The 25169-nt window shown below is 70.2% G+C and carries 18 protein-coding genes and 3 tRNA genes; 11 read left to right on the plus strand and 10 right to left on the minus strand.

Translation table 11 applies throughout. The features are described from left to right. Nucleotides 1-4: 4 nt before the first annotated feature. From F8O02_RS02835 to F8O02_RS02865, 7 genes are all read left to right on the plus strand, one after another. Nucleotides 5-1390: an alpha/beta hydrolase family protein gene (locus F8O02_RS02835; protein WP_158035742.1), complete on the plus strand. Its 1386-nt coding sequence runs from the start codon at nt 5-7 to the stop codon at nt 1388-1390. Between the two features lie 171 nt (nt 1391-1561). After that, a complete protein-coding gene (gene zapE, locus F8O02_RS02840; RefSeq protein ID WP_158035743.1) occupies nt 1562-2605 on the plus strand; it encodes a cell division protein ZapE in 1044 nt (347 codons plus the stop codon). A gap of 206 nt (nt 2606-2811) precedes the next feature. Next, nucleotides 2812-4077 carry an ammonium transporter gene (locus tag F8O02_RS02845; protein ID WP_158035744.1) on the plus strand — a complete coding sequence of 422 codons (1266 nt, stop codon included), beginning with the start codon at nt 2812-2814 and terminating at the stop codon, nt 4075-4077. A 414-nt stretch (nt 4078-4491) separates the two neighbouring features. Beyond that, nucleotides 4492-5460 carry an FKBP-type peptidyl-prolyl cis-trans isomerase gene (locus F8O02_RS02850; protein WP_158035745.1) on the plus strand — a complete coding sequence of 323 codons (969 nt, stop codon included), beginning with the start codon at nt 4492-4494 and terminating at the stop codon, nt 5458-5460. A 274-nt stretch (nt 5461-5734) separates the two neighbouring features. Continuing rightward, nucleotides 5735-5807 (plus strand) — tRNA-Gly (locus tag F8O02_RS02855). Nucleotides 5808-5926: 119 nt separating this feature from the next. After that, nucleotides 5927-6000: transfer RNA gene (locus tag F8O02_RS02860), tRNA-Cys, on the plus strand. A 73-nt stretch (nt 6001-6073) separates the two neighbouring features. Beyond that, nucleotides 6074-6150: transfer RNA gene (locus F8O02_RS02865), tRNA-Val, on the plus strand. A gap of 613 nt (nt 6151-6763) precedes the next feature. On the opposite strand, the gene F8O02_RS02875 is transcribed toward F8O02_RS02865, so the two are convergent. The 3 genes from F8O02_RS02875 to F8O02_RS02885 form a co-directional block, all read right to left on the minus strand. Continuing rightward, nucleotides 6764-7069, minus strand: coding sequence for a hypothetical protein (locus tag F8O02_RS02875; protein ID WP_158035747.1), 306 nt, complete (start codon nt 7067-7069; stop codon nt 6764-6766). Between the two features lie 115 nt (nt 7070-7184). Then, the gene (locus tag F8O02_RS02880) at nt 7185-8567 is read right to left on the minus strand and encodes an MFS transporter (protein WP_218859581.1); all 1383 of its coding nucleotides are present in this window, start codon (nt 8565-8567) and stop codon (nt 7185-7187) included. Nucleotides 8568-8823: 256 nt separating this feature from the next. Continuing rightward, complete coding sequence (locus tag F8O02_RS02885; RefSeq protein ID WP_179416310.1) at nt 8824-11766, minus strand: cation-translocating P-type ATPase; 2943 nt, start codon at nt 11764-11766, stop codon at nt 8824-8826. Nucleotides 11767-11983: 217 nt separating this feature from the next. Here F8O02_RS02885 and F8O02_RS02890 point away from each other — a divergent pair, with 217 nt between their 5' ends. The 3 genes from F8O02_RS02890 to F8O02_RS02900 are packed head-to-tail and all read left to right on the plus strand — an operon-like array spanning nt 11984 to nt 15533. Next, nucleotides 11984-13051, plus strand: a complete 1068-nt coding sequence (locus tag F8O02_RS02890) for an FHA domain-containing protein (RefSeq protein WP_158035749.1) — start codon at nt 11984-11986, stop codon at nt 13049-13051. Beyond that, entirely contained in the window at nt 13048-14682 is a 1635-nt protein-coding gene (locus F8O02_RS02895; RefSeq protein ID WP_158035750.1) for a serine/threonine-protein kinase, read from the plus strand. Before F8O02_RS02890 ends, F8O02_RS02895 begins: the two co-directional genes overlap by 4 nt. Nucleotides 14683-14738: 56 nt before the next feature. Then, nucleotides 14739-15533, plus strand: coding sequence for an FHA domain-containing protein (locus tag F8O02_RS02900; protein ID WP_225734082.1), 795 nt, complete (start codon nt 14739-14741; stop codon nt 15531-15533). A 344-nt stretch (nt 15534-15877) separates the two neighbouring features. On the opposite strand, the gene F8O02_RS02905 is transcribed toward F8O02_RS02900, so the two are convergent. The 5 genes from F8O02_RS02905 to ctaE all read right to left on the minus strand — a co-directional run bounded on the left by F8O02_RS02905 (nt 15878) and on the right by ctaE (nt 21593). Beyond that, nucleotides 15878-17296, minus strand: coding sequence for an MFS transporter (locus F8O02_RS02905; protein WP_158035751.1), 1419 nt, complete (start codon nt 17294-17296; stop codon nt 15878-15880). 151 nt (nt 17297-17447) lie between these two features. Continuing rightward, nucleotides 17448-19046, minus strand: coding sequence for a cytochrome bc1 complex cytochrome b subunit (gene qcrB, locus F8O02_RS02910; protein ID WP_158035752.1), 1599 nt, complete (start codon nt 19044-19046; stop codon nt 17448-17450). Continuing rightward, nucleotides 19043-20098 carry a cytochrome bc1 complex Rieske iron-sulfur subunit gene (gene qcrA / locus F8O02_RS02915; protein ID WP_158035753.1) on the minus strand — a complete coding sequence of 352 codons (1056 nt, stop codon included), beginning with the start codon at nt 20096-20098 and terminating at the stop codon, nt 19043-19045. Before qcrA ends, qcrB begins: the two co-directional genes overlap by 4 nt. A gap of 14 nt (nt 20099-20112) precedes the next feature. Further along, nucleotides 20113-20952: a cytochrome bc1 complex diheme cytochrome c subunit gene (gene qcrC / locus F8O02_RS02920; RefSeq protein WP_158035754.1), complete on the minus strand. Its 840-nt coding sequence runs from the start codon at nt 20950-20952 to the stop codon at nt 20113-20115. 20 nt (nt 20953-20972) lie between these two features. Further along, nucleotides 20973-21593: an aa3-type cytochrome oxidase subunit III gene (gene ctaE, locus F8O02_RS02925; protein ID WP_158035979.1), complete on the minus strand. Its 621-nt coding sequence runs from the start codon at nt 21591-21593 to the stop codon at nt 20973-20975. A 269-nt stretch (nt 21594-21862) separates the two neighbouring features. On the opposite strand from ctaE, the gene trpD reads away from it, so the two are divergent. Continuing rightward, the gene (trpD, locus tag F8O02_RS02930) at nt 21863-22933 is read left to right on the plus strand and encodes an anthranilate phosphoribosyltransferase (RefSeq protein ID WP_158035755.1); all 1071 of its coding nucleotides are present in this window, start codon (nt 21863-21865) and stop codon (nt 22931-22933) included. 80 nt (nt 22934-23013) lie between these two features. On the opposite strand, the gene F8O02_RS02935 is transcribed toward trpD, so the two are convergent. Both F8O02_RS02935 and F8O02_RS02940 read right to left on the minus strand, forming a co-directional pair. After that, complete coding sequence (locus F8O02_RS02935; protein ID WP_158035756.1) at nt 23014-23331, minus strand: hypothetical protein; 318 nt, start codon at nt 23329-23331, stop codon at nt 23014-23016. A 1010-nt stretch (nt 23332-24341) separates the two neighbouring features. Next, the gene (locus F8O02_RS02940) at nt 24342-25109 is read right to left on the minus strand and encodes an SDR family oxidoreductase (protein ID WP_158035980.1); all 768 of its coding nucleotides are present in this window, start codon (nt 25107-25109) and stop codon (nt 24342-24344) included. Between the last annotated feature and the right edge of the window lie 60 nt (nt 25110-25169).

The following is a 25169-nucleotide window of genomic DNA, read 5'->3' on the forward strand; positions in this document are numbered from 1 at the left end:
CGGCATGCCCGAACGCAGAGACAGCCACTCCGAGGCACCGCGACGCCCGTCATCAGGGCTGTCCCTGCTCGGTGTCGTCGCCGGGGTGACCGGGGCCGCGGCCGCGGTCGCCGCCGCCGGCGCTGCGGCCGGCGCGCTGATGGCCCGCCGGGTCGTCACCCCGCCGCGTCACGCCGAGGAGGATGTGAACGTCCTGGCCGTGTGGGCGGACGCCGACGGCCTGCTGGTGACGCTGCGGGCGACCCCGGACTCCCGGCTGGCCGGCACCCCGGGTGTCTACAGTCTCTGGTTCGACCACGGTCGCGGCCACGCTGTGATCGGCGAGGTCGTCGACCACACGTGGAACAGCGTCACCCGCCGCGTGCTGCGCGTCGACCAGGGGACGCTGGACGGCTCCGTCCGCCGCGCCCGCGTCGGCGGCTGGGTCTGGCTCGATCCGGCATCCGCCGGGTTCGCCTTCGAGGAGGTCACGGTGGACGCGCCGCTGGGCCCCTGCCCCGCTTGGCTCGTCCGCCCCGACCAGGGTCCCGGCGCTGGGGAGCCGCTCACGTTCGCCGCCGCACCTGCCGAGGCTGCCCCAGCCGGGTCCACGTCTCCGGCGCCGCTCGACGCCGAGGACGCCGCCGGCCCCGACGCGGCGCCGGAGCCGCCGGCGACCGCCGCTCGCGAGGCGACGGGCCCCGAGGCCACGTCCGGAGTGTGGTGCATCCACGCGCACGGCCGGGCGTCCGCGCGCCCCGAGGTGCTCCGCGGGCTGTTCGCGATGCGCACGCTCGGGGTGACCTCGCTCATCATCTCGTACCGCAACGACGGCGAGGCCCCGAGCAGCGACGACAGCCGGTATGCGCTCGGCGCCACCGAGTGGGAGGACGTCGAGGCGGCGATCGAGTTCGCCCTCGCCCATGGCGCCCGTCGCGTGCTGCTGTTCGGCTGGTCGATGGGCGGCGCGATCGTGCTGCAGGCGCAGTCGCGCACCCGGCATCCCCGGGCGATCGCCGGCGTGCTGCTCGACTCGCCGGTCGTCGACTGGGGCGACGTGCTGGCCTACCAGGCGGACGCGCGCAGCCTGCCGGCGCCGGTGCGGGACTTCGCGAAGACGCTGCTGGGCCGTCGCTGGGGTGCCGGGGCCACCGGGCTCGAGGAGCCGATCGATCTGGCCGAGCTGAACTGGGTGGCCCGGGCCGGCGAGCTGCGTCGACCGCTGCTCGTGCTGCACAGCGACGACGACGGGTTCGTGCCGTCCGGGCCGTCCCGGGAGCTTGCCGCGGCGCGTCCCGATCTGGTGACGTTCGTGCCCTTCCGCACCGCCCGACACACGAAGCTGTGGAACCATGACCGACGACGGTGGGAGTCGAGCGTGATCGATTGGGTGCGCGACCGGCTGGGCTGACCGGCCCGGCGGGGAGAGGCCCGGCGGGACGAAGCCCGGCGACCGCGGTCGTATACGGTCGACCGGCCACGGCGACCGGGACGAGCATGGTCTCCACTACAGTGGATCAACGTGCCCGCCGCCCGGGGCGCGCCGTCGGCGCGCGGCGTCGGACCGTGCTGAGAGGAACGCATGATCACGCATCTCGTCAACGTGCATCCCGACCTGGATCCTGACGAGCTGGTCGCCAATCTGGTGCCGCCGCCGCTGTTCCGCACTGCCTCGTTCGACAGCTACAAGCCGAGCCCCGAGTACCCCTCGCAGCAGGAGGCCGTGGACGCCCTGCAGGAGTTCACCCGCCGGTGGACGGAGCCGCCGCGCCGGGGGCTGTTCCACCGGCGCCGGCGGGGGAGCGGGCAGGCGACTGGCATCTACCTCGACGGCGGGTTCGGGGTGGGCAAGTCGCATCTGCTCGCGGCGCTGTGGAACGTCGCGCCCCAGCCGAAGGCGTACGGGACCTTCCTCGAGTACACCTCGCTCGTGGGCGCGCTCGGCTTCGAGCATGCCGTCGAGAAGCTGCGCGGGTACACCCTGCTGTGCATCGATGAGTTCGAGCTCGACGACCCGGGCGACACGATGATCATGACCCGTCTGCTCGGCGAGCTCGCGAGCACGGGCACGTCGATCGTCGCCACCTCGAACACCCCGCCGAACGCGCTGGGCGAGGGACGGTTCGGCGCCGATGACTTCCTGCGCGAGATCCAGTCGCTCGCCTCGATCTTCACGGCGCTGCGCATCGACGGCGAGGACTACCGCCGCCGCGAGATCGACAGCGAGGCGGTGCCGTGGACCCCCGAGGCGCTCGACGCGCTCGTCGCCGCCCATGAGTCCGACGGTCTGCAGGTCTCGCGCGACACGTTCGCGGAGGTCATCGACCACATCTCGACGCTGCACCCGGTGCAGTACTTCGCGCTCGCCCGCTCGGCCGACCTGTTCGTCTGGCCGGATGTCGGCCGGCTCGCTCGACAGGACGACGCGCTGCGACTGGTCGCCCTCGTCGACCGGCTGTACGACGCGCAGAAGCCGATCGCCGCGTCCGGCGTGCCGCTCACCGGCATCTTCAGCCAGGAGATGCTCGACGGCGGCTACCGCAAGAAGTACCTGCGATGCGTCTCCCGCCTCGACGCGCTGACCTCCCTCGCGCACGACGAGCACGACGCGGACGCCTGCGGCTGAACCGGGCGGCCGCAGCCGGTCGGTGCCGCCCCAGCCGGGCACGTAACCTCCCGGAAATCTGCACACGTGTTCGGTAACACCGACGAAACATCGCTGCGCGTTCCCGGAAATACCACCCTGCCATCCTTTCGAGCAGTTGCACGCAGGTGCGCGTCACCCCGAAGCGGCGCGCAGCGGCTCCGGCCGCTCACTCGAAAGGATCCAACATGGCTGCAGGTCAGCTGGCGTGGTACATCACCGCCACAGCCCTCGTACTGTTCATGACGCCTGGCGTCGCCTTCTTCTACGGCGGCCTCGCCCGGGTGAAGAGCATGGTCAACATGATGCTGCTCAGCCTCGGCGCGGTCGGGCTGATCGGTGTCCTCTGGGTGCTCTACGGCTACAACATGGGCACCGTCGCCGCCGGTGAGGGCAACCTCATCCCCGGGGTGCTCGGCAACCCCTTCTCCGACTTCGGGCTCGGCACCCTCGCGGCGTCCGAGGACGCGAATGACGGTCTCGCCGCCGTCGCCTTCGGCGCGACGTTCGCGATCATCACGGTGGCCCTGATCTCGGGCGCCGTCGCCGACCGTGCGAAATTCGGCTCGTGGATGCTGTTCGCCGGCATCTGGGCCACGCTCGTGTACTTCCCGGTGCAGGGCTGGGTCTGGGGCCTGGACGCCGACGGCAACCCCGCCGGCTGGATCGCGGCCCTCGGCACGAACCTCGGACTCTCCACCGACGTGATCGACTACGCCGGCGGCACCGCCGTCCACATCAACGCCGGTGCCGCGGCGCTCGCCCTGGCCCTCGTGCTCGGCAAGCGCATCGGCTTCCCGAACGTCGAGAAGCTGGGCAAGCCCTCGAGCGTCCCGCTGGTCGTCATCGGCGCGTCCATCCTGTTCTTCGGCTGGTTCGGTTTCAACGGCGGCGCCGCCGCCGGTGACGAGGCGCTCTCCGGCCTGGGGCTGATCACGCTCAACACGCTCGTCGCCACGGCGGCGGCCCTGCTCGGCTGGTCGATCGTCGACAGGCTCTCCAAGGGCCGCGTCACCGCGACCGGCGCCTCCTCCGGCGTCGTCGCCGGCCTGGTCGCGATCACGCCCTCCTGCGCCAACCTCACTCCCTTCTGGGCGATCGTGCTCGGCCTCGTCGCCGGTGCCGTCTCCTCGCTGGCCGTCGGGCTCAAGTACCGCTGGGGTTATGACGACTCGCTGGACGTCGTCGGCGTCCACCTGGTCTCCGGCTTCATCGGCACGCTGTGGCTCGGCTTCTTCGCCACCGACACGGGCCTGTTCACCGGGGGCAACCTCGACCAGCTGACCGTCCAGTTCCTCGCCGCGGTCTCCGTGGCCGTCTACTCCTTCGTCATGGCCTACATCATCGCCATCGTGATCGAGAAGACGATCGGGTTCCGCGTCCCGAAGGACATCGAGCTTGCCGGCATCGACCTGCGTGTGCACGGCGAGGAGGGGTATGCGCTGACCGATTGATCAGTGGACTGATCAGCGCTCCCTCGGGTGCGGGTGCCGTTCTGGGCGGCCCCGCACCCATTCTTGTCTCCCTGATGCGCCCATCCCGCCGCCACTGGCCGTCGCTGCGTCCTCACCGATGTCCTGCCCGGGCGGCCCGGGCCAGCATCTCCGAACCCACTCCGTGACGACCAGTTCCATAGCAGATTCGCAGGTCGCAGCTCGCCTCCGGCCAGCCGGGGCGGGCAGAGTCGTCCCCATGGCCGGTGCGGCCCGGACCTCCAAGGCGACCACCGCCCGAACCTCGACGGCGTACAGTGGCCGGAGCCACGCCATCCCCGGAAAGCCCGTGGCGGACACCGACCCGGAGCATCCGAGACGCGTCGGGGAACGCGATTCAGCAACGAGCTCGCCGTATGGCGGGGAAGGAGCACTGTGACTGCACGGATGGAGTTCGGAGCGCCGCTGTCGGCACGACCCACTCGATGGACGCGACACCTGCTGCGGACGGTGACCGCGCTTTCCGCGGGTGCCGCCCTGGCCTGGGGGCTGGTCGGCTGCTCGTCCACCCCGAACGACGCGGTGACGGTCACCGGCGACTTCGGCACCGCCGCGGCCATCAGCGTGGACGGAACGCTCTCGCCCTCCGGCGTGACGACGAAGACGCTCATCCAGGGCGACGGCGACACGATCGCCGACGACGGCAACGCCGAGGTGGGGCTCGCGGTCTACGACCCGACGAACCAGCAGGATCTGGTCGCCTACAGCACCTCATACTCCCTCGACGAGTGGACACAGTACTTCAGCCCGCTCGCGGACGCCGTGCACGGGCAGCAGATCGGCACGCGTGTCAGCCTCGTCGGCCAGGCCTCGGACCTCGTCGGCGAGGGCAACGCGAGCTCGTACTTCAGCCTCGAGGACTCCGACCCGCTTGTGGTGGTCGCCGACGTGATCGACGCCGTGCAGGCCGAGGACCCGGAGACCACGGACACGTTCACCGACGCGGACTTCCCGACGGTGACGCTCGACGACGCCGGAACGCCGACCACGATGATCACCACCGGGGTCACCCCGTCGACCACCCAGGTGAAGGTGATCAAGGAGGGGAATGGCACCGTGGTCGCCGAGGGCGACACGGTCTCCTTCAATTACCAGCTGACCCGACTGCGCGACGGCAAGGAGATCGAGAGCGACTACGGCGAGGACGCGGCCTCCAGCACGGCCAGCGCCGACGGACTGATCGCCGGGTTCGCGAAGGCGATCGTCGGCCAGCATGTGGGGTCCACGGTGCTCGCGGTCGTGCCCCCGTCGGAGGGTTATGGGGACAGCGACGGCTCGACGCTGCAGCACGAGACCCTCGTGTTCGTGTTCACCGTGACCGACACGACGGCCGCCTCCAAGTGAGCCGCTGACGGCGCGGCTGCTGCGCCGGCCGACCCGCGAGGGGCCCGGACGAGACCTGTCCGAGCCCCTCGACCTGTCCGAGGCGCGCCAGTGCGCCGTGCCGGGCGCATGGTCAGGCGCTCGAGCACAGACGACACGCGCGGGCCGCACCGAACCTCGGCAGCCGATTTGGCATCCGCAGTGGAGTGCGCTATATTTTTCAAGTCGCCGGAACACGGCGGCGGTCAATCAGCCGGAACCAGCCCGTCAGGGCGGGAGGAAGGCCGAAGGACATGCGGACGTGGCTCAGTTGGTAGAGCACCACCTTGCCATGGTGGGGGTCGCGAGTTCGAATCTCGTCGTCCGCTCGGAGGGTTCTTCAGAACCGACCGGCATCCAGCCGGCACGGGGATGCGGAAGCTGTGAGGAGCCTGCTGCTGGCCTCCATTCGGGGCCGCTTCGCGACATCGGTCGCGTTGACAGGCATGGTGGAGTGGCCGAGTGGCTAGGCAGCGGCCTGCAAAGCCGTATACACGGGTTCGATTCCCGTCTCCACCTCCATTCCGGTCTGAACGTGCGGATCACCCGCGCAGGATGACGGATCGACTTCGGTCGAACGCCGCGAGAGCGGCACGGGCGATTGGCGCAGTCTGGTAGCGCGCTTCCCTGACACGGAAGAGGTCAGCAGTTCAAGTCTGCTATCGCCCACCACGGGGAGAGCCCCGGGATCACGCGGGAGACGCGGGTTCCGGGGCTTCTTCGTTTGCCTCTGAATCAGCTTCAAAACCCGAATGGTGCACAGATGGTGCACATGAGGGTTGGGGCACTCTCGGAATCAGAGCCGAGACAGCCTCAGCGGCGACGCGCTCTGCTTCACCGATCTGGTGGGTGTACACCTTGGACGTGACGAGGATGCTCGAATGGCCGAGCCTCTTCGGCAACCGGTCGAGGGAACCACCGTTCTCGTTCCACGATGAGACGTGCTCATGTCTCCTGCCGTGCGACCTGATCCCCGGTGGCCCCGTCCGCCTGCCGACCGTGCGGGTCGCGCAGTCCGGTTTCACCGGTACCGGAACCGGGTCAGGCAGGTGGCGACATCCCGCCGGCGATCGGCGGAGCGTCGGCCTGTCCGCCGGCGGGGACTTGTCGACTGAACCTGAACGCACCGGTGGGAGAGGATGCCGTCAGAGTCCTTCAGCACGCGTCTGGGCCGGGGTCAGCCAATGGCGCCGGGGGGGAGAGACAGGGCGAAGGCCACCGATGACCTGCCCCACCGCTGGGTGCCTCTCATCGCGCAGGGCACCGCAATCGGCGAGACCGTCGGTCAGTCCTCCGCAGCCGCGATCTCGTCCCGCACTGCGGCGAGCAGCGGGCCCAGACCGCGCAGCTGACGGCGGCCGCGCACCAGCACGCAGGCGTCGTCCTCCGGGTCGAACATGGCGACCCCTTCGCGCGTCCGTCGTCCCGGCTGGGTGAAGCGCACCACGCCGAGGCTCGCGAACGTCGGCGACTCGACCTCGACGGCGGTGATCCGTGCCACCGGGATGCGGGTGATCTCCCCATGTCGGTCGATGACCACCTCCTCGCCATCGAACGTCACCAGTGCATGTCGTGCTCGTGCCTCGATCATGAGGCCATGATGGGCCGCGCTGCTGTGTCCGGCCGATGAGACGGGCATGGCGTCGCTGAGTCGCCCCGGCGTGACCTGCCGTTCCGACCACAGCGAGCGTCACGTCCGCCGCGGGTCACCGCAGGTCGTCGACCTCCGCCGCCCGCTCGGGCAGGAGCGCCACGCACACGAGGCTCAGCACCATGACCACGATCAGGTAGAGCGAGATCGACAGGGTGCTGCCCGTCGCGGCGAGCAGGCGGTTGGCGATGAGCGGCGAGAACCCGCCGCCGAACGCCGCGCCGAGCTGGAAGGCGAGACCCACCGCCGTGTACCGGCGTGCCGCCGGGAACAGCTGCGCGAACCAGGTGACCACCGGACCGAACATGATCCCCGAGAGCGTGAAGCCGATCACCATCGCCGCGAGCGCTCCGGCGGGGTCAGCGGACGTTCCGGTGCCGCCCGCCCGGAACAGCGGGAACATGGGGATCGCGTACGCCGCGAGCGCGATGGCGCCGGTCGCGATGACGGGGCGGCGGCCGACGCGGTCGGAGATCATGCTGCCGACGAGGATGGCCGCGGCGTGGGCGAGGCAGCCGAGCAGGGTGCCGACGATCAGCATGCTGCGGGAGAGGCCGAGGCCGTGGTCGTCGACGGCCTCGGAGCCGTAGGAGAGCAGGAAGCTGAACAGCACGAACTGGAAGGCGTTGAAGCCGAAGACGACGCCGGCGGCGGTGAGGATGCGGCCGCCGTTCGCGCGCACGGCGTCGGCGAGGGGATGGGGCGAGACGGTCTCGGTGTCCTGCAGGCGCTGGAAGACGGGGGTCTCGTCGACATGTAGCCGAGTGATCAGGCCGATGATGAGCACGAGGCCGCCGAGCAGGAACGGGACGCGCCACAGGCCGGCGACCACGACGTCCGCGGGGAAGGCGAGGATGGCGAGCACCATGAGATTCGCCAGACCTGCGCCGATGGGGGAGCCGAGGGTGACGAAGCTGCCGTAGATGCCGCGGCGTCCGGTGGGGGCCTGTTCGATGGAGAGGAGGCCGGCGCCGCCGACCTCGCCGCCGCGGGCGATGCCGTGGGCGAGGCGGAGGATCAGCAGGAGCACGGGAGCGGTGACGCCGATGGTGTGGTAGTCGGGCAGCAGCCCCATGAGGACGGTAGCGACGCCCATGAGGGTGAAGGTGGCCACGAGTGTGCGCCGGCGCCCGATGCGGTCGCCGAGGTGCCCGAACACGACGGCGCCGACCGGGGCCATGAGGAAGCCGACGGCGAAGGTCACGAACCCGAGGAACGCGCCGAACCAGGGATCGTCGACGACGAAGAACACCTGGTTGAACACGATCGACGTCGCCGTGGCGTAGAGGGCGAAGTCGTAGTACTCGAGGGCGGTGCCCGCGCCGGATGCGACGGCGAGGCGGGTGAACAGCCGGCGGTCAGGGGCCGGCTCGGGTCTGCGGGCGTTCGCGTTGGGGGAGCCTGCCGCGCGCGGCTGGCTGATGTTGGGTGATGTCACGGTTCTCGTTCCTCCTGCCCGGGGTCCGGGCGATCGGCCGGACCGAGCGGCTGGCTCGGGCCGGCGGTTCGCCGCCGACTCGAGGGGAGGGTGGACTCGCGCACCAGACCGCTCGAGCGGCGGCCTGGTCGATGAAGCGTCCTATGACCGTCGCGAGGACGGCCACCACCACGCGCGCAGCGGGACCGCGATGCGCGTGGTGGGGACGGTGTTCATGCGCCCGACTATACACGCGTCCCCGGACGCGTGGACGCCGTCACCGGGTCGCGAGGATGAACCGTCGTTTGAGCAGCTCGTTGGCGGCGACGTACACCACGGTGATGCCGATGAGCGCCGCGAAGATGCCGGCGGGCACGTCGTCGATGCCGAGCAGCGGTCCGACGGGGGAGTAGGGCAGGGCGATCGTGATCACGGCGACGATGAGGCTCAGCACGAGCAGGCCCCGGCCCGGGCGGCTGCGCTGGATGGGTCGCGCCGTGCGCATCGAGAACATGACCGCCAGCTCGGTGAGGGTCGACTCGATGAACCACGCACTGCGGAACATCGTGTCGTCGGTGCCGAACCCGAGCATGAGCACGCCGAAGGTGAGGATGTCGAACACCGCGGAGAGCACACCGAAGACGATCATGAACGTGCGGATCGACCCGATGCGCCACCGGCCGGGTCGCTGCACGAGCTCCGAGTCGACCCGGTCGGAGGCGATCGCCATCGATGGCAGGTCGGTCAGGAAGTTCAGCACGAGCACCTGGCGGGGCAGCAGGGGCAGGAACGGCAGGAACAGGCTCGCGAACGCCATCGAGATCATGTTCCCGAAGCTCGCGCTCGTGGTGACCCGCACGTATTTGAGCGTGTTCGCGAACGTCTCACGGCCAAGCCGCACGCCGTCGAGGATGACGCCGAGGCTCTTGTCCAGCAGCACGACGGAGGCGGCGTCCTTGGCCACCTCGTGGGCCGTGTCGACCGAGATGCCGACGTCGGCCGCGTGCAGCGCCGGGGCGTCGTTGATGCCGTCGCCAAGGAACGCGACCGCGGTGCGCTCGGCCGCGGGCCGGTGCCCACGGGGATGCACGCGGGCGACCGCGGTGCCCGACCTCGTCGACATCCCCTGCGGCGCGGCGGCCGCGGCGTCCTCGGTGGCCGACCCGGACTCGGTGCCGGCGGGTGCCGGTGCGGACGCAGCAGGGACGGCCGTCGCGGAGGGCCCGGCGGGCAGCGCGCGCGGGGCCGACGCGGACCGTGCGATGCCATCGGCGCTCTGGTCGCGCAGGGCGCGGACGATGCGCGCCTTGTGGGCGGGCTCGACCTCGGCGAACACCGAGGCGCGGCGCACGAGCTGGCGCAGCGCGCCGTCGTCGACCGCGTCGAGCTGTGGTCCGGTCACGACGTCCTCGGCGTCAAGGCCCAGATCACGGGCGACCTTGCCCGCGGCGAACCGGTTGTCACCGGTGATCACCTTCACTGTCACGCCGAGCTCGCGCAGCCCGGCGATATCCTCGAGCACATCCGGCTTGATCGGGTCGTGGAAGCACAGCAGGCCGCGCAGGGTGAGCCCCTGCTCGTCGTCGGCGGTCAGCCGCCGCTCGTCCGTGCCGTCCGCGGCAGCCGTAACCGTGCCCGTGGCGATGCCGAGCACCCGGTAGCCGTCGGCGCTGAGCTCCTCGAACCGCTGCTGCAGTTCGTCGCGCACCTCGACGACGGGGACATTGCGGTCGCCCACGCGGGCGGTCGTGCAGCAGTCGACCACGGAGTCGAAGGCGCCCTTGCACACGAGTACGCCGGGCGCGCCAGCGGGGGCGTGCTCCCCGGTCACCGCGACGCTCAGCCGCTTGCGGGTGAAGTCGTAGGGCAGCTCGCCGATCGCGCGCAGCCCGTCCGGCACGGGCCCGGCGCCGAGGATCGCCTGGTCGAGGGGGTTGGCGAATCCGTGTTGCATCCCCGCGTTGACCAGCGCGAGCTGCAGGACGGTGGGGTCGAGCGCCGCCCGCCGGGCCGCGTCCCGGGCCCGCTCCGCCGCATCGGGGGAGGGGGAGGCGATCAGGAGCTCCTGGCCTGCCGGGCTGCCACCGAGCGCCTGCGCGCTGCGCGCGGAGCGGATCGGCTCGGCGCGGTCGAGCTGAGCGACCCCGACGGTGATGGTGCCCGTCTTGTCCGTGCAGAGCACCGACACCGAGCCGAGGTCCTCGATCGCCTCCAGCCGCTTGACGATCACCTTGCGGTCGGCCATCCGCCGCGCGCCCGCGGCGAGGCTGACGGAGGTGATGGCGGGCAGCATCTGCGGGGTCAGGCCGATCGCGAGCGCGAGGGCGAACATGAGCGACTCGATGAACTCGCGGCCGAGCACCGCGTTGACCAGGAGGATGAAGATCGTGAGCACGACCATGATCCGCAGCAGCATCCGGCCGAACCCGTTGAGCCCCTGCTCGAAGTCGGTCGCCTGGGAGCGCCCCGTGAGCTCCTTCGAGACGGTGCCGAACTGGGTGCGGCGTCCGGTGGCGACGACGAGGAGACGCCCGGTGCCGCTGACGACGTGGCTGCCCTGGAAGACGCAGTCGGAGCGGGCGTCGAGCGCCGCGTCCGAGACCACACGGTCGGCGGCGTCCTTCTCGACGGGGAAGGACTCGCCGGTCAGGGCCGACTCGTCGACGAGCAGCCGGTCGCTGGCGAGCAGGCGCCCGTCGGCCGGGATCACCGATCCGGCGGAGAGGTCGACGACGTCGCCGGGGACGATCTCGCCCAGGGCGATCTCGTGCGGGGAGCCGTCGCGCAGGACGGTCGCGGTCACCTTGACGCGGTCCATGAGGGCGCGGACGGCGCTGCCGGCCCGGTACTCCTGCCAGAAGCCGAGCAGGCCGCTGACCGCGACGATCGCGATGACGATCGCCCCGTCGACGGCGTCGTCGACGAGGAAGGAGATCACGGCCGCGATGAGCAGCAGGACGGTGATCGGGGAGGTGAACTGCCGGGCGAGGATCACCAGGGCGGGATGCTCGTGGCGCTGCCGCCCATCGATCTGGGCCAGCCATTCGCGACGGTTGTCCGCCTCCGCCGCGGTGAGCCCGGCGGAGCCGTCCCCGCCGACCTGCAGCCCCTTCGCGACCTCCTCGGCGGATCCAGCCCAGAACGTCGGGGCCGACCAGGGTAGCGCCCGCCTCTCGCGTCCGCCCGCGACCGGTTCGTCCCGCCTCGCCCCGTCGACCATGGACCTCCTCGCCTCCTGCGCGGCATCAGCTCCCGCGCACCGCGGACCGCGCCGGGCGGTCCGCTCACCATCATCCCCCGTCCCGGCGTCGAGCGCGAAATGCCTCGCCGCTCCGTGTCCCTGACCCATGGTCGTCCGGGATGAGGGATAATCGAATCAATGTGTGTCGCGAATCCGGTTCGCCACACGACGCCTCGGGAGGAGAGCCGGCAGCGTGATGCGATATCTACCTGGGTCGCGACTGCTCGTCGCGGGCTCCGCCGGTGTCGCCCTGCTCGCGCCGGAGAGCGCCGCGGAGACCGCCTGCCGACTCCACACGATGCTGTCGACCCCCCGAAATGGCACGGTCAACGACCGCCTGCCTGCGCTGCTGACGCTGCTGGCACCGCCCGCAGGAGCGGCTGACGCGGCGGAGCTGCTCCTCTGCGGCGACGAGGAGGACCTGCACGTCCAAGGACCGGTGGGCGCACCACCCGAGGCGGACGCCTCGGCGAACGCGCCATCCAGCTCCGCCCCGGCCCCTGACGGGTCGACGACCGTGCGCGCCGCCGGCCGGATCTGGGCGGTGCGACGTCTGGCGGCCGACGACGTCCTGACCCTGGGGAGCTGGAGCGGGGCGGACGCGGCCCGCTCCGCGCTGCCCCTCGTCGACGGCGTGGCCCTGGCCGACGGGGTCCGCTGGGACCGCGCCGATCGCCCGACAGGCGCACGCTCTCCGGGGTCGCGGACCACCCGCGTCGTGGCGCCCGCGGCAGCCGACGACTCCCGTCCCGGCGCCGCCGAGGCCACGCTGCCGCCCTGGGCCCTGGCCGAGGACGACGACCTCCCGCCGCGCCCGACCGCCGCCGCATCCGACGACCGCTCGACCCCGGCCGTCCGCGGTCCGGCCCGAGCGGGAGAGGCGGCCGCAGCCCCGATCCGCAGCGCGATGGACGCCGCGCTCCGCCGGTGCGCACCGATGGTCGTCCTGCCGGACGGGGCGCGCACCCTCGTGGACCGGACGCTGGTGCTCGGCCGCCAGCCGACCCCCCGGCCGGCCGGCTCCGACACCCGCACGGTGACCGTGCCGAGCACGGACGAGGCCGTCTCCCGTGACCACCTGTGCCTGCGCGTTGACGGGCGCAACCTGGTCGCGATCGACCTGCACAGCACCAACGGCACCACCCTTCTGCGCCGGGGATTCTCCCCGATCCGACTGCATCCCGGCGAGCCGACGCTCATCGTCACCGGTGACCGCCTCGACCTCGGCGACGAGATCGTGCTCGGATTCGAGGGCCTGCGATGACCCGGCGTCCACCGGCCCAGCCGCCCGAGCTCGACGGCCTGACCCTGCTCCGCCGGATCGGGGGCGGCGGCTTCGCCGACGTCTTCCTGTACGAACAGCAGCTGCCCCATCGACGTGTCGCGGTCAAGGTCCTGGACCCCCGTGACGACGATCCGCACGCGCTCGAGCAGGAGGTCAACGCGATGGCCGCGCTCGAGGCGGAGCGCTCGATCGTCAGCATCTACGAGGTGCGACGCAGCTCGGACGGCCGCTCCTGCCTGCTCATGGAGTACTGCCCGAACGGCAGTCTCGACGAGCGGCTGCGCGCGGGGCACCGCTACCGCGAGGTCGAGACGCTCGAGATCGGCGTGCGGCTGGCCGGCGCGATCGCGAACGCGCACCATGTCGGGGTGATGCACCGCGACATCAAGCCGGCCAACATCCTCTTCGCAGAGAACGGGCGCCCGAAGCTGACCGACTTCGGCATCGCCGCCAGCTCGGGGAGCACGACCGCGGGGTTCAGCGTCCCCTGGGCCCCGCCGGAGGCGCTGGACCCGGGAGCCCGTACCGAGGAGACCGCGGACGTCTACTCGCTGGCCGCGACGCTCTACGCGATGCTGGCCGGCCATGCCCCGTTCGCGCTGCCCGGCCAGCCGACGAACCGCAGCGCCCATGCCGAACGCATCCGGCACATGCCCGTCCCGCCGCTCGGCCGTGACGACGTCTCTCCCGAGCTGGTCACCACGCTGGAGCGCGCCCTCGCCAAGAACCCCGCGGATCGTCCGCAGAGCGCCCGGGCATTCATGCGCGAGCTCCAGCGGGTCCAGATCCGGCTCAGGATGAACCCCACGCCGGTGGAGCTGCTCGACGGCGGGGTGACGGTCCCCGAGCCGGAGGACTGGTCGGATGCGGAGCGCACGCGCCTGCGTCGGACCGGCTCCGACGTCCCGTCGGGGACCGGGGTCATCACAGGCCTGGGCGACGACCGCTCGCGGAGCATCGCGCTCGACCCGCTGACCGCCGGGGGCGGCCCCGCCCCGGCCCAGCCCGTCCCACAGCCCGTCACCCCGACGGCAACGGGAAGCGGCGTTCCCAGCCCCGGCTCGATGCGGCCGCCGACGGGCATGTCCGCAACATCCGGCATGCCCACGGCCGGCCCTGTCTGGGCCCCGCCCATGGGCACCACCGGCACGACCGCCATCCCGCCGGCGGACGTGCCGGCGACCCCGCCTGCCCGTACCCATCGCCGCCGCTCGACCTCGCGCTTCATCATCTCCATCGTCGTGGGCTCGCTCGTCGGGGTGGCCGCGGTGATCGGCATCCGCCTGTGGCAGCAGAACACGACGACCGCCATCGCCGCCCGCCCCGCTGCCTCCGCGCAGAGCAGCACGAGGACGGTGCCGCAGGTGACCGATCTGCGCAGCAACGCCTCGGGATCGAACGTCGTCTTCACTTGGTCGAATCCCGATCCCAGGGACGGGGACACCTACCTCTACCGGATCGACGACAGCGGCTCGAGCGGCCAGTTCATCGCCACCGCGACGCCCCGGGTGTCAGTCCCGGCGTCTGCCACCGGCCGCACCTGCGTGACCATCAAGCTCATCCGCGCCGACAACCGCGCCGGAGATCCCGTCCAGGCGTGCAACCGATGACCCGCGGCGTCGCGACGGAGAGGCGGATGGCCCCCACAGCACACGGAAGAGGACAGATGACCACCCCGCAAACCCCTGACGGAGGGCGGACGCCCCCGGCACGGCCCGCGCCAGACACCCCGTCCGCCGAGACCCGACCGACGAACCGGTCCATCACGCCCGCACCGCTCATCGAGTTCTGCGGCGAGTGGCACGAGGTGGATCCGGCCCGGCCCTTCACCATCGGGCGGGAGGCCGATCTCGTCGTCGACGACAACCCGTTCCTGCACCGCAGGATGCTGGAGATCCGCCAGACCGCGGGAGTGTGGCTGCTGTACAACATCGGGTCGCGGCTCTCCGTGACCGTGTCCGACGCCGGCGGCCGACTGCAGTCCTGGCTGGCACCCGGGGGCCGCATCCCGCTGGTGTTCGGTGCCACGACCGTGGTGTTCAGCGCGGGGTCGACGACCTACGAGCTCTCCATCCGCCTGCCGTCGCCCCCGTTCGAGGAGTCGACGCCAGCCGCCGTCGCCGATGACGGCACCACCACGATCGGGGCGATCGCCATGACGGACTCCCAGCGTCTGCTGGTCATCGCCATGGCTGAGCCGATGCTGCGCCGCGACGGCACCGGGGTGAGCGAGATCCCCACGAACCGACAGGCCGCGGACCGGCTGGGCTGGACCATCACCCGGTTCAACCGCAAGCCGGACAACGTCTGTGACAAGCTCGACCGCATCGGCGTGCGCGGGCTGCGCGGCGGGCCGCGCTCGTATGCGATGAACCGACGGGCGCGGCTGGTCGAGCACGCGATCGCGACGCGCCTGGTGACCCGCGACGACCTGCCGCTGCTCGACCTGCCCCACGACTGATTCGGCACCGGACCGAGCCCCTGCCGCCCCCTCCCCGGCAGGGACCCGACCCGGTGCGGGGCCTCCGACCGGTCCGGCAGGTCTCTCTGCTGCCCCGAGACCCTCACCGAACCGGTCATGGCATGATCGTAGGCAGAGCATCACGGGAGTCGGAATGGGGAGGGATCCCCGTCAGGGCAGGCGCCCGCGTGACCGCACGGACAGACCAGGTCGGCCTGTGCGGCCTGTGCGCCAGCGCTGGATCAGTCCGCCAGTGCGGGGCGCAGTGCGGGATCAGTCGGCCAGTGTGGGGGGGGACACGCCGGGCGGGGCCAGCCCGCCAAGCGATGCGAGGCCGCGGGGGGTCAGTCCGCCAGTCGGCGCCCCCGCCATTCCGTGAGCAGCAGCGCCGCCCCGGCGGCGATGAGGAATGACACCCCGAAGACGGCGAACAGCACGATCTGGCCGTCGTTCGACGAGGCGAGGATGGCCGGGACGAGCAGCGGAGCCACGATCGAGGCGACCCGGCCGAACCCGGCAGCCCATCCGGTCCCCGTGCCGCGCAGGGCGGTCGGGAACACCTCGGGGGAGATCGCGTAGAGCGCGCCCCAGGCCCCCAGGTTGAAGAAGCTCAGCAGCGATCCGGTGATCAGGATCTCGGGGACGGTGGCGGCAGTGCCGAACAGCGTCGCGGCCACCGCCGATCCGAGCAGGAACGCCGCCAGCGTCCACCGGCGCCCCCAGCGCTCGATGAGCCACGCGGCGACCGCGTACCCGGGCAGCTGGGCGAGGGTGATGATGAGCGTGTACTCGAAGGACTTCACGATGCTGAACCCCTGGCCCGCGAGGATCGTGGGGATCCAGATGAAGGCGCCGTAGTAGGAGAAGTTGACGAAGAACCACACGAGGCTGAGCCCCACAGTGCCGCGCCGCTGACCCGGGCGCCACAGTGCGAGGAAGCCGGCGCGGGAGGGCTCGTGGCTCTCTTCTGCGGCGGAGGGCTGGGCAGGCTCGGCCGCGGGGCGCTCAGCTGCAGACGTGGCAGGCTCGGCTGCGACCCGGGGGAGCAGGACGGGGGAGCGCTCGAATCCGCGGACGACCTGCGCAGCCTCCTCGTGATGACCGCGCTGCTCGAGGAAACGCACCGACTCCGGCAGCCCGAAACGGACGATGGCCGCATAGAGCGCGGGGATCGCCCCGACCAGCAGGGCGAGACGCCACCCCCAGTCGCCATGGGGCACGAGCAGGGCGCCGAGCACCGCGGCGACGAGCCATCCGAGGGCCCAGAACGCCTCGAGGATGACGATGATCCGACCGCGCACAAGCGGGGGCGCGAACTCGGAGACGTAGGTGCTCGCGACCGGCAGCTCGGCACCCAGACCGAACCCGACGATCGCACGGAGCACGAGGAAGAAGGCGAGTGCCGGAGCGAACGCGCTCAGCAGGGTCGCCAGGCCGAACACGAGCAGGGTGACGGCGAACACCGTGCGACGGCCGAACCGGTCGGCGAGCCGGCCGCCCAGAACCGCCCCGACGGCCATGCCGATGAAGCCAAGCGAGACGATCCAGCTCTGATCGGAGGGGGAGAGCTGCCACTGCTGCTTGAGCACCACGATGACATAGGAGATCAGGGCGACGTCGAGCGCATCGAGCGCCCAACCCACACCGGAGGAGACGAGCACGTGGAGATGTGCCCGGGTGAAGGGGAGCCGGTCGAGCCGGTCGGTGAGGGATGAGCCGTGCTGGGCCTGGTCGTCGGGGACGGCCGTGTCTGAGGTGACCATACAGCCAGTATTGCACAAGTTCGAACAGGTATGGTGTCAGGTCGCGCGCCGATGCCACGGTGGGCTTGTCCAACCTGGAAGAGCCCCGGAGAAGACGAGGAGCCGCACCCAGACGGGTGCGGCTCCTCGATGACGCGGATCAGACGACGGATCAGTGGTGCTGGCTGCGCGCGGCCTCCAGCTCCTCCGGGGTGACCGGCTTGACCCGGTCCTCGAAGAAGAAGCGGCTCCAGCGGGCCCGACGCCGATCCTTGCGGTAGATCTTCCCGTCGGAGCGCGGGCGCAGGACGACTGGCTTCTCCTCCTCGAAGTTCACCAGTTTCCAGAGCTCGTAGTCGTCGAGCGGACGGTGCAGCTCCTGGAACTCGCCATGCGGGAACCGGATGACATGGCCGGTCTCGACACCGTGCAGCGCGAGCTCGCGATCCTTGCGCTGAAGGGCCAGCGCGGTGCGCTTCGTGATCGTGAACGCGAGGATCGGGAACAGGATGAGCCCGATCTGCAGCACGTGCGTGACGAGGAAGACATTCCACTTGAAGAAGTAGCTCATCACGTCAGACGAGGCCGCTGCCCACAGCGTGGCGTAAAACGCGATGCCCGCCGCGCCGATCGCGGTGCGCACCGGACGGTTGCGCGGGCGATCGAGCACGTTGTGGTTGCGGTCATCCCCAGTGACCCACTTCTCGAAGAAGGGGTACATGGCGATCGCACCGACGAACAGGCCGAGCACGACGAGGACCAGGAACACGTTGAACGTGAACGTGTAGCCGCCGATGACGACTTCCCAGTGCGGCGGGATCAGACGCAGCGCGCCGTCGCCGAAGCCGATGTACCAGTCCGGCTGGGTGCCCGCGGACACGGGGGAGGGGTCATACGGACCGTAGTTCCAGATCGGGTTGATCGTGAACGCCGCCGCGATGACGGAGAGCACGCCGTAGACGATGAAGAAGAAGCCACCGGCCTTGGCCGCGTACACGGGCAGCACCGGGTAGCCGACCACGTTGTCCTCGCGGGCGCCTGGGTTCGGGTAGTGCGTGTGCTTGTGCATGACCACCATGAGCAGGTGCACCGCGAGCAGGGCGATGATCAGCGCCGGGATCAGCATGATGTGCAGCATGTACAGCCGGTTGATGAAGTCGGTGCCGGGGAACTCGTTGCCGAAGAAGAGGAACGAGACCCAGGTGCCGATCAGCGGGATGCTCATGAGCATGCCGTCGACGATGCGCAGGCCGTTGCCGGAGAGCAGGTCGTCAGGCAGCGAGTAGCCGGTGAACCCGGCGATCATCGCGGTCGCCCACAGCACCACGCCGACCACCCAGTTGAGCTCGCGGGGCTTGCGGAACGCGCCGGTGAAGAACACGCGGCACATGTGCAGCGTGATCGCGGCGACGAACATCAGCGCCGACCAGTGGTGCATCTGCCGCATCAGCAGGCCGCCGCGAACGTCGAACGAGAGGTTCAGCGTCGAGGCGTACGCCGCGGACATGTCGATGCCCTTCAGCGGGATGTACGACCCGTCATAGGTCGTCTCCACCATCGAGGGCTGGAAGAACAGCGTCAGGAAGGTGCCCGAGATGAGCAGCGAGACGAAGCTGTACAGCGCCACCTCGCCGAGCATGAACGACCAGTGATCCGGGAAGATCTTGCGCCCGAACTCCTTGACGAGTCCGGCGACGCCGAGACGGTCATCGAGGTAGATCGCTGCGCGACCCGCCTTCGTCGTGGGTTTTGCGGTCACAGTGGCGGTCACTTTTCGATCTCCCAGAAGCTCGGTCCGACAGGAGCCTTGAAGTCACCCTTCGACACCAGGTAGCCCTCGGAGTCGACGGTGATGGGCAGCTGCGGAAGCGGACGGGACGCGGGGCCGAAGACGACCTTCGCGCTGTCGGCGATGTCGAACGTCGACTGGTGGCAGGGGCAGAGCAGATGATGCGTGTGCTGCTCGACCAGGGCCACCGGGCACCCGACGTGCGTGCAGATCTTCGAGTAGGCGAGGATGCCGTGATAGCCGTCCTCCGCGCCGCTGACGATCTCATCCTCGGGCAGGCGAACCAGCAGGACGGCCGCCTTGGCCTTCTCGATGATCTTCTGCGAGTGGTTCTCGATGTCGTTCAGGTTCTCGGGAATGATGTGGAACGCCGAGCCGAGCTGGACGTCGGACGCCTTGATCGGGCGACCGTCCGGATCCTGCACGAGCCGGAGCGAGGCCTTGTCACCCCAGATCGTGTGCCGCAGCTTCTCCGCCGGGTTGACGAGCCCCTGGCTGACCGGTGCGAGGTCGCGCAGCATGACCACGCCGGGAAGCGGTGCGACCACCGCGGCGCCGATGAGCGAGCGGCGCAGGACGGTGCGACGCCCGATCCCGCTCTCCTCGTTGGCTGTGTGCAGGATCTCCGCGGCCTCCTCGCGAACCTCGTCCGACGAGCGCACCTCATGGCGCGGCTCCTGCATCTCGTGCGACGGCATGAGCTGCTTCGCGTAGTGCACGGCGCCGATGCCGATCGAGAGGAACGCGAAGCCGACGGCGAGACCGAGGAACAGGTTGTTCGGGTGCACGCTCGACATGTCGTTGTCACGGATGGGCAGCGCGATGTAGGCGACGATGGCCGCGATCGTGAAGACGATCGACAGCAGGAACCAGGCCGTGACCTGACGCTCGGCACGCTTCGCGGCCTTCGCGTCCTTGTTGGTCATGCGCTCGGGCTCATGCGGCTCGACGCCGGGATTCGTGAAACCGTGCTCGAGGACGACCGCCGTGGTCTGGTGGACGGTCTCCTCTGGGATGTTCTTGTTCTTGGACATGCTGCTCTCTCCGCTCAGTCCGCTCGCGAGCCAAGCCAGATGGTGAAGGCGATGATCGTGCCGATGCCGAAGATCCAGATGAACAGGCCCTCCGACACCGGGCCGAGTGAGGCCAGATCCTCACCACCCGGAGACTTGTTCGTCTCCACGTACTTCAGGTACGAGATGATCTCGGCCTTCTGATCCGGGGTGAGGTTGGTGTCATTGAAGACCGGCATGTTCTGCGGACCGGTCATCATCGCCTCGGCGATGTGGGTCTCGGTGACCCCCATCAGCGTCGGTGCGTACTTGCCCTCGGTGAGCGCACCGCCGGCGCCTGCGACGTTGTGGCACATCGCGCAGTTGATCCGGAACAGCTCGGCGCCTGTGGACACCTTCTCGCTGTCCGCGGTGTCGACCGCGGCGGTCACCTCATCGGGGATGGCGGGACCGCTGCCGAGGCTCGCGACGTATGCGGCCAGCGCCTTAGTCTGGTCGTCGGTGAACTGCGGGGTCTTGATCTGCGCCTGCGGCCCCTGCATCTGCATGGGCATGCGGCCGGTGCCGACCTGGAAGTCGACAGCCGCGGCACCGACGCCGACGAGCGAGGGCCCGCTCACGGTGCCCTGTGCGTTCAGTCCGTGGCAGGTCGAGCAGTTGGCCTGGAACAGCTGCTCACCCTCGTCGACCTGCGACTGCGTGGCAACGGCCTCGCTGCTGGTGTCCGAGCCGTTCGCGACCTGCGCGACCGCGGCGTATCCGCCACCAGTCACCGCAAGCCCGACGGCCAGCAGTCCGATCGTCGCCAGAGGGCCACGCCGCTTGGGACGACGCGAGCTGCTCTTCTGGAACGCGCTCTTCTTTCCGATCTTCATGTGCGACTCTCTCTTCAGTCTCAGCCGATCAGCGGCAGGATGTAGACGGCCGTGAACAGGATCAGCCAGATGACGTCCACGAAGTGCCAGTAATAGGAGACCACGATCGCGCTCTGCGCCTCGCGATGGCCGTACTTCCGCGTCGCGAACGTGCGGCCGAGGATGACCAGGAAGGCCATCAGACCGCCGAGCACGTGCAGCGCGTGGAACCCCGTGCCGACGAAGAACGCCGACCAGAACGTGTCCGTCGCCATGGTCACGCCCTCGTGATACAGCGTCGCGTATTCGAACACCTGCCCGGAGACGAACCATGCACCGAGGACGAAGCTGAGGAAGAACCACTCGATGACGCCCCAGTTCTTCATGCCCCGCCCCACACGCCGAGGCTGCAGCCGCTCGGCCGCGAACACGCCGAACTGGCAGGTCACGGAGGAGAGGACCAGGACCACGGTGTTGACGGCCGCGAACGGGATGTTGAGGATCTTGATCCCGTCCTGCCACTGACCGGTCGACGTCGCCCACAGAGTGAAGTAGACGGCGAAGATCGCCGAGAAGAACATGACCTCGCTGGCGAGCCAGACGATCGTCCCGACGGCGGTGGCGCTGGGTCGGTTGATCCCGCCCCGCGCAGACTTGTTCATTAATGCTGTACTGGACACACCTCCATTATGACCTATGAATCATCCATGTCTTGACCACCCCCAACAGGTTCGACGACATCTGTCGGCGAACCTGTTGACAGTCATCCCAGGACCACTCACAATGTCCCGTTCTCCAGCGCCCGGAGAATCCGCGTCTCCACTGTGCATCCGAATCGCGCTCGCGTGTGTCGCCCGGACCCGGATGACCATGACCTCCACAGCGAGCCGAGTACGTCAGTCGTTCGAACCGAGGCGCGTAGAATCGTCCCATGGCAAGCGAAATCACCTGGCCGCAGCTCATCAGCACACTGCTCGAAGACACCAACCTCACCTCCACACAGGCCCGCTGGGCCATGGACCACATCATGAACGGCGAGGCCGACCCCGCCGCGATGGGTGGCTTCCTCATCGCCCTCAAGAAGAAGGGCGAGTCGCTCGACGAGGTGTCCGCGTTCGTCAATTCCATCCTCGATCACGCGACCCCGCTCGACGTCGACCGAGACGCGGTGGACATCGTGGGCACCGGCGGCGACCGCTCGGGCACCGTGAACATCTCGTCCATGGCCGCGCTCGTCATCGCCGGCGCCGGCGTCCCCGTCATCAAGCACGGCAACCGCGCCGTCAGCTCGCGCTCCGGCTCGTCCGACTTCTTCGAGGCCCTCGGCGTCGACATCGCCGCGAAGCCCGAGAACGTCGCCCGCGCCTTCCGCGAGACGGGCATCGGCTTCGCCTTCGCGCAGACGTACCACGGTGGGTTCCGCTTCGCGGCGCCCGTGCGCAAGGCGCTCGGGGTGCCGACCGTGTTCAACTTCCTCGGGCCCCTGTGCAACCCGGCCCGACCCAGGATCAACTGTCTGGGCGTCGCCGACCAGGGACGCGTCGATCTCGTCGCCTCGCTGCTCTCCGCTCGCGGTGACGTCGGCCTGGTCTTCCGCGGCGAGGACGGCCTCGACGAGCTCACCACGACCGGTCCGAGCCGGGTGTGCCAGGTGGACGAGCAGGGCGGGATCACCGAGTTCGCGCTCGATCCTGCATCCCTGGGCATCGCGCCGGCGGATCTCGAGGATCTGGTAGGCGGCGACGCGCAGGAGAACGCCGCCATCGGCCGGGCGTTCCTGGCGGGCGAGACCGGTTCGGTGCGTGACATCGTGCTGCTCAACGCTGCCGCAGGCCTGGTCGCCGCCGATCTCCTCCACGAGCCGGCTTCCGCCCGCCGCTCGTTGAACGAGCGGTTCGAGCAGAAGCTCGCCGTGGCGGCGGAGTCGGTGGACAGCGACGCGGCCTCGAAGGTGCTCGACCGCTGGGTCGCCGCGCTGGGGCGCCCGGGCTCCGCGGCCTGACCCACGCTCCGGGCGGTCCGGGCAGGAAGCGAGCCCGGCACTCGGAAAGACCCGCCCCCCCCGACTGCCCCCCCATTTGCTCAGTCGAAGTACTGGTCCGGGGCGAAGTAGTCATCGAGATCGAACCGGCGACCGTGTGCTCCCTCGAGCAGCGCGGTCGCCGGTTCCGTCTGCTCGGCCGGATGACCAGCCGGCATGCTCGGGCCGGTGACCTCCCGCCCGCCGTCAGCTGCCCCCGCGAGAGCGACCTGCCCGTCGCGTGCCGGATCCGCGGGGTCGGGGAGCACGCCCGACCGCGCCGGGTGACTCGCCGCCGGGGGCGGCGGCATCGTGGAGAAGTCGATGGGGAAGCGGACGGTCGCATCCGCCCGGACGCGGCGGACAGACAGCGCGGTCATCCGCCCCAGCGCGACCGATGGATCATCAGCTGGGGAACCGACCGGCACCGGCGACCGGACTCGTGCGTCGGCCGTCGTCGTGGGCAGCGGCGGGGCGCCTGACGGCACCCGGGTGGGCGACGCCGCCGGCACATGACATCCGGCCCTCACGATGTCCAGCGGGATCGTATCCGAGCGCGGTTCGCCGTCCTCCGGCCCCGTCCCAGCGACCGAACATGGCCGACCGGGCCCCGGCCCCGATGCAGTCGCCTCGTCGCGGAGGAAGGACGTGCCCAGCGCCGTCCGGTGTGCCGCCCGAGCGCACCGCGCCGGCTCCGAGTCGGCGAGCGATGCGGGGAGCGGCAGCCCGCGCCCCGGACGGACGATCCACTCAGGGTGCCGTTCCACCACGTCGACACGGTGCTGGGACCGGCCGGGCGCCGCAGGTCGGACCGGCCCCGCAGTGCCATCGGAGGGAGGGATTCCAGCCTCGGGGGTCACCTCATGTTCGATCATGGCTCGAGCATTCCGTGTGTACCGACCTGGGGCCCGTCCCGTGACGACCATGTGTACTCCGCGGCGGCCGTCCACGACCTGTGCAGCCCGGCGTCCGGCGCAGCGCCAGGCCGGAACATGCTCGGTGACGATGCGGCGGTCCGACGAGGAGACGGGGTCCAGCGACGTCACCGCACACCCACTCCCGGGCTGAGGTGGCGACAGCCAGTCCGGCACGAGCGATGGGGACGCGTCAGGCAGCTCGTGCGGGGCGTCGTGAAGGCAGCGCGGTGCGGATGAGGGAGTGCTCCGGCTCACGTATATGACATAATATACATTATCGGCGTTTCAGGGAGCGCGGCGTTCCCGCGATCCACCGGTCTCCGCGGGCCGGATCAAGCCGGGCCTCCACCATGCCTGGACCACCATCGCCGGGATGCCGGATGGACACGCGCCGTCTGAAGCCACCGACGCCGTCGCAGACACTGAAGACGATAGTCCGGCCGTCACGACGAACGTGCGACGGCCGGACGAGGTCACGCCTGGTCGGCGCCGCCCTGCGTGAAGTACGAGATTTCTCCGACGTACTTCGTGTTGTTCTCCGGCACAGGATCGAGCACCGCGTCACGGATCTCGTGGGCGAACTCCTCGACGCTGTAGAGCCGACCGACCTGCTCCTTGCGTGCCTCGATCGCACCGGGGTTGCTACGGTTGAGCAGCGTCGCCGTGATCGTGCCGACGATCATGTCGCCGGAGATCACGACGAACTCGACACCCCGTCGGTCGAGCTCCGGGATGCGCTCGCGCAGAGCGTCCTCACCGGCCCGCTTCGTCTCGGCGACGGGCCGGTACTCCGGCAGCGTCGGCGTGGTGCGGATGAAGTGCGCCTGGTGACTCGTCACATAGACGACGCGCGAACCCGGGCCCATGAGCGGCTCGGCGAGCTCGAGCGTGCGCACCTGGGCGTCGCGGTTGAGCTGCATCGCGTAGTCGGCGGGCATGTTGCGCTCCATGCCGCCGGAGGCGTTGAGCACGAGGATGTCGAGGTGTCCGCACTCCTCGCGCACACGCTCGAAGAGCCCCTTCATCGACTCCTCGTCGGTCAGATCGCCCTGGACGACGAGCGCATGGCCGCCGGCCGCACGCACCTTCTCGGCCACCTGCTCCGCGCGGCGGGCCTTCTCGCGGTAGTTGATGACGACGGTCGCGCCGAGCGCACCCAGGAGCTCGGCAGTGGCGGCGCCGATGCCGCGGGAGGAGCCCGTGACCAGGGCGACGCGCCCCCGCAGCGGCTGCCCGGTCAGGCCGGTGCCCTGTGCGGTGGTCGTCTCGCCGGCGGTCTGCTGGTTTTCTTCGCTCACTGG

The sequence above is a fragment of the Pseudoclavibacter caeni genome (assembly GCF_008831125.1).
Classification (GTDB): Bacteria; Actinomycetota; Actinomycetes; order Actinomycetales; family Microbacteriaceae; genus Pseudoclavibacter_A; species Pseudoclavibacter_A caeni.